This is a genomic window from Bradyrhizobium sp. (assembly GCF_036009065.1).
In the GTDB taxonomy this organism is placed as follows: Bacteria; Pseudomonadota; Alphaproteobacteria; order Rhizobiales; family Xanthobacteraceae; genus Bradyrhizobium.
In genome coordinates this window covers 1-5,420 of the sequence record NZ_DASYMN010000121.1, presented here as the reverse complement: position 1 = coordinate 5,420, position 5,420 = coordinate 1, and the positions used below count along the sequence as shown (strand labels likewise).

General features: G+C 65.0%; 5 protein-coding genes. 4 read left to right on the top strand and 1 reads right to left on the bottom strand.

Translation table 11 applies throughout. The features are described 5' to 3' along the window. Nucleotides 1-321 (top strand): peptidoglycan-associated lipoprotein Pal (gene pal, locus VGP39_RS07715; RefSeq protein WP_327567515.1); only part of this gene is annotated, 321 nt, incomplete at its 5' end. A 65-nt stretch (nucleotides 322-386) separates the two neighbouring features. On the opposite strand, the gene VGP39_RS07710 is transcribed toward pal, so the two are convergent. Further along, a complete protein-coding gene (locus VGP39_RS07710; RefSeq protein WP_327567514.1) occupies nucleotides 387-1,253 on the bottom strand; it encodes an alpha/beta hydrolase in 867 nt (288 codons plus the stop codon). Between the two features lie 160 nt (nucleotides 1,254-1,413). Between VGP39_RS07710 and ybgF the strand changes: the two genes are divergently transcribed. The 3 genes from ybgF to ftsH all read left to right on the top strand — a co-directional run. Continuing rightward, nucleotides 1,414-2,415, top strand: coding sequence for a tol-pal system protein YbgF (gene ybgF / locus VGP39_RS07705; protein WP_327567513.1), 1,002 nt, complete (start codon nucleotides 1,414-1,416; stop codon nucleotides 2,413-2,415). Between the two features lie 334 nt (nucleotides 2,416-2,749). Further along, on the top strand, nucleotides 2,750-3,790 hold the full coding sequence (gene tilS, locus VGP39_RS07700) for a tRNA lysidine(34) synthetase TilS (RefSeq protein ID WP_327567512.1): 1,041 nt from the start codon (nucleotides 2,750-2,752) through the stop codon (nucleotides 3,788-3,790). A gap of 238 nt (nucleotides 3,791-4,028) precedes the next feature. After that, nucleotides 4,029-5,420 (top strand): ATP-dependent zinc metalloprotease FtsH (ftsH, locus tag VGP39_RS07695; RefSeq protein ID WP_327567511.1); only part of this gene is annotated, 1,392 nt, incomplete at its 3' end.

The following is a 5,420-nucleotide window of genomic DNA, read 5'->3' as shown; positions in this document are numbered from 1 at the left end:
TTCTTCGAGAGCGACCAGACCGAATTGTCGCCGCAGGCGATCGCGACCCTGGAAAAGCAGGCGCGCTGGCTGCAGAGCTACAACCGCTATGCCTTCACCATCGAAGGCCATGCGGATGAGCGCGGCACCCGTGAATACAATATCGCGCTCGGCGCGCGCCGGGCGCAGTCGGTGCGCACCTTCCTCGCCTCGCGCGGCATCGACGCCAACCGAATGCGGACGATCTCCTACGGCAAGGAACGCCCGGTCGCGGTGTGTAACGACATCTCCTGCTGGTCGCAGAACCGCCGCGCGGTCACGGTGCTGAACGCCAGCTCCTGAGCGGCCGCTCCTAATCAGTTATCGCCGGCGCTCCAATGGGGCGCCGGTTTTGTTTTGGCGCAGTGCTATCTGCGCTCGATAAAATCCCGCATCACCGCCATGGCGCGTTCCGGCGCATCCGGGACCACGGCGTGGCGGCAATTCGCAAACCGTTCGAACTGCACGAGATGCGCCGGCAGGGCTGCTGCGAGTTCGGCCTGGCTCTCGATCGGATGGATCGGATCGTCTTCACCGCCCATGATGAGGGTCGGACACCGGATGCGATGAAGGTCCGGGAACATGTCGAAGGTCTGGCTCTCGCCGCCCGGTTTGGTGAACCATTGCAGCACCTCGGACCGGCTGACGGCGCGGCGCGCCACATCTGGATGACGCGGGGTACGGAAATAGTGCGGAAAGGCCAATCGTCGCCAAGCGGCGAGCGAATCCTCATCATGGCCCTGCACCTCCAGGAACCGGCGGCGTGCCAAAGCGCCGGCTTCCGGCCCGCCAAAGCGTTCGAACAGCGCCACGCGCCGCTCCCTATGCGAGCCTCCGGCAGCCTCGGTGCTGATCAGGATCAGCTTCGAAGCATGCGCCGGATGGCGCGTCGCGTAGGCCAGCGCGACCATGCCGCCGAACGACGCGCCCAGCACGATCGGATTGACGATGCCCAGGGCGTCGCAGAACGCACGCACATCGTCGCCCCACTGCGCCAGGGTCCATGCCTTCTTGGGGCCATCCTCGCTGCGGCCATTGCCGCGATGGTCGAGGTAGACGATCTGGGCGATGTCCGCCAAAGCCGAATAGTCCGGCTTGTAGATCGAATGGTCGGCGCCGGGGCCGCCATGCAGCATCAGCAAGGTCGGCTTTTCCCGCATCACCGGGCCGTCGGGCACCAGGCTTGCGCCCTCGACGTCGAAGAACAGGCGTACGCCGTTTACGAGCACATGCATGCTGATCTCCTGCGCTCGCCGGCGATCTCCTGCCGGTCATGCCGCTTGATGCTTTGATAAGGATACTCGAGGCCGGCTGGCATCAGTCACATTTTTGGCGTACTCCCTGCCTCAATGTGGCGTGCTTCGATGTGACGCCAATTTCATTCGTCAGGCCAACATGTCTTCCAGATTTTTCTTTGCTGCGCGCGCGGCCGTAGTCGCCGCGATGCTCGCGACCGGCTCGCAGGCGGTTGCTCAGCAAGCTTACGAGGTCGATCCGGAACTGCGGATCCAGCAGCTGGAGAACCAGTTGCGTCAGCTCACCGGGCAGAACGAGGAGTTGCAGTACCGCAACCGGCAGCTCGAAGATCGCCTGAGGCAGATGGGAGGATCGCCGGCGCCCGGCCAGCCGGCCGTCGCGCAACCAAACGTCGCGGCCATTCCTGCGCAACCGGTTCCGGCTCCGCGGCAGCCGCAGGTTCAGCAGCAGCCTTACGATCAGCAGATTGCGGCGCCGGCGCCGATCGTGCAGGAGCCGCCGGCGCCCCAAACTCAAGCCCGCCGCCGCGGCGATGCCTTCGACCCCGGCCAGAATCCGAACGCGCCGGGCGCGCCACGCGCGCTCGGCGGCGGACAATTGCCGATCCCAAGCGAAGCGGTCGGCGCTCCCGGAGGACGCGGGGCAGGGGAGCCGCTCGATCTCGGCAACACCGCCGGCGTTCCGCGCGATTCCGGTGGCGCACTACCCCAGCGCGGGCCCGGTGCAACCGCCGCATTGACCACGCTGCCGCCGTCGGCGACCCCCAGGGACGAATTCGATCTCGGCATCGGCTATATGCAGCGCAAGGATTACGCGCTGGCCGAAGAGACCATGCGCAATTTCGCGCAAAAATATCCGGCCGATCCGCTGCTCGCGGATTCGCAATATTGGCTGGGTGAAAGTTTTTTCCAGCGCCAGAAATATCGTGACGCCGCGGAGTCCTTTCTCGGGGTCACGACCAAATTCGGCGCTTCCGCAAAAGCGCCGGACGCTCTCTTGCGGCTCGGGCAATCGCTGGCGGCCCTGAACGAGAAGGAAGCCGCCTGCGCCGCGCTCGGCGAGGTGACGCGGAAATATCCCCGCGCCTCCAGCGGGGTCAAGCAGGCCGTGGATCGTGAGCAGAAGCGCGTCAAGTGCTGAAGCCGCGGACGTAGTTAAGCGGCCGCAACATAGCTTCGCCGTCATCCTGAGAGCTTGTGAATCTATTGATTTTTGCGTTTTCCGACATGAGTCAAATCAAAGACTTAGGACCCGCAGAAACGTCGAAATTCGAATAGATTCACAAACTCTGAGGAGCCGCGCTCTTGCGCGGCGTCTCGAAGGATGGCCGTTTGCGCTCGTGGCCGCATCCTTCGAGGCTCGCCGTGAAGAACGGCGAGCGCCTCAGGATGACGACTTCGATTGAGATGGGATGGATACGCGGGTCAAGCCCGCGTATGACGTCTTGCTTGAGGCAGCGCAGCGGCAACGACAAATGCCTGACGACGACCATTCGCCGATCTCGGTGCAGGATGCAAAATGTCTGTTCGCGGACTGGAAGGCCGCGCCGGCGATCGTTCTTGCGGTTTCCGGCGGGCCCGATTCGGTCGCGATGATGTGGCTCGCCGCGCGCTGGCGGCGCGCCGCCAAGCGCGGTCCGCATCTCATCGCCGTCACCATCGACCATGGCCTGCGCGCCGAGGCTGCGCGCGAGGCGCGTGACGTGAAGCGTTTAGCCAAAACCTTGGATGTGCCGCATCGCACCCTGCGCTGGAGCGGGGCAAAACCCAAAACTGGACTGCCGGCGGCGGCGCGGGACGCGCGCTATCGCCTGCTGGCCAAGGCTGCGCGGGCGGCGGGTGCAACGCATATCCTGACCGCGCACACACGAGACGATCAGGCCGAGACGGTCTTGATGCGGATGGCGCGCGGCAGCGGCATTGCCGGCCTCGCCGCGATGGCGCGGCAGTCGCAGCGCGACGGCGTGGTGCTGGCGCGCCCATTGCTGCAGATCCCGAAGGCGCGGCTGGTGGCGACGCTGGAGAAGGCCGGGATCGGCTTCGCCGAGGATCCGACCAACCGCGATACCAGTCTTACCCGGCCGCGCTTGCGGGCCCTGATGCCGGCGCTGGCCGCCGAGGGCTTTGATGCGCGCAATCTGACGCGGCTGGCCTCGCGCCTGGCGCGCGCCAATGCGGCGCTGGAGATTCTGGCCGATGGCGCCGAGCGTTATCTGGCGCTCGGCCAGCGGGACCCTGATCATGCGGGGTTTGACGCCAACGCCTTTGCCGCGCTCTCGGAGGAAATCCGGGTCCGCTTGTTGCTGCGCAGGATCGACCGGGTCGGCCATGAGGGTCCGGCGGAGCTCGGCAAGGTCGAGGCGCTGCTGGCGGCGCTGGACCGGGCTGGTGCGGAAACGGCGCATGCAAAGCGCCGAATCAGGCTGAAGCAGACCCTCGCCGGCGCGCTGGTCAGCCTTGTCGATGGCCGCATTCGCATCGATCCGGCGCCGCCACGCCGCCGCCGGATGAATTGAGGTTGGCGCAAACCGGGCATCCGGCCTTAACCACCGCGGGAAAACAGCCGTTCCGCCGCCATTATTTGAGCCGGAATGCGGCTAATATGCGCTAAATAGTCCTTCGCTGTTCCCTTGGCATCGATGGGGGCGGCACCTAGATTACCACCAGCCGACCCCGATGGAATTTTTCGGGATTTCATCCGTGCCGACCCAAGGACATAAGGCCGCGATCCGCGCGGCCACGTAAGGAAGTTCGATGAACGCCAATCTGCGCAATTTCGCCCTCTGGGTCATTATTGTCCTGCTGCTGTTGGCATTGTTCACGCTCTTCCAGAATCCGGGTCAGCGCGCGTCCTCGCAGGACATTTCGTTCTCGCAGCTTTTGACCGAAGTCGACCAGAATCACGTCCGCGACGTGGTGATCCAGGGGCCGGAGATTCACGGCACCTTTACCAACGGCTCGAGCTTCCAGACCTATGCGCCCAATGACCCGACGCTGGTGTCGCGCCTGTATAACGGCAAGGTCTCGATCACCGCAAAACCGCCCGGCGACAACGTGCCGTGGTTCGTGTCGCTGCTGGTCTCCTGGCTGCCTTTCATCGCGCTGATCGGCGTGTGGGTGTTCCTGTCGCGCCAGATGCAGGGCGGCGCCGGCAAGGCGATGGGCTTTGGCAAGTCGCGCGCAAAAATGCTGACCGAGGCGCATGGCCGCGTCACCTTCGAGGACGTCGCCGGCGTCGACGAGGCTAAACAGGATTTGCAGGAGATCGTCGAGTTCCTGCGCGATCCCGGAAAGTATCAAAGGCTCGGCGGGCGGATTCCGCGCGGCGTGCTCCTGGTCGGACCTCCCGGCACCGGCAAGACCCTGATCGCACGCGCGGTCGCGGGCGAAGCCAACGTGCCGTTCTTCACCATTTCAGGCTCCGACTTCGTCGAAATGTTCGTCGGCGTCGGCGCGTCGCGCGTGCGCGACATGTTCGAGCAGGCCAAGAAGAACGCGCCCTGCATCATCTTCATCGACGAAATCGACGCCGTCGGCCGCCATCGCGGCGCCGGCCTCGGCGGCGGCAATGACGAGCGCGAGCAGACGCTGAACCAGCTCTTGGTCGAGATGGACGGATTCGAGGCCAATGAAGGCGTGATTCTGATCGCGGCCACCAACCGTCCCGACGTGCTCGATCCGGCGCTGCTGCGCCCGGGCCGGTTCGACCGCCAGGTGGTGGTGCCCAATCCGGACGTTGTCGGCCGCGAGCAGATTTTGAAGGTTCACGTCCGCAAGGTGCCGCTGGCGCCGGATATCAACCTGAAGACCATTGCACGCGGCACGCCTGGCTTCTCCGGCGCCGACCTGATGAACCTTGTCAACGAGGCGGCGCTGACGGCCGCGCGCCGCAACAAGCGCATGGTGACCCAGAGCGAGTTCGAAGAAGCAAAAGACAAGGTGATGATGGGCGCCGAGCGCAAGTCGCTGGTCATGACCGAGGAAGAGAAGATGCTGACGGCCTACCACGAGGGCGGCCACGCCATCGTCGGCCTCAACGTCATCGCCACCGACCCGATCCACAAGGCGACCATCATCCCGCGCGGCCGTGCGCTCGGCATGGTGATGCAGCTGCCCGAGCGCGACAAGCTGTCGATGTCGCGGGAG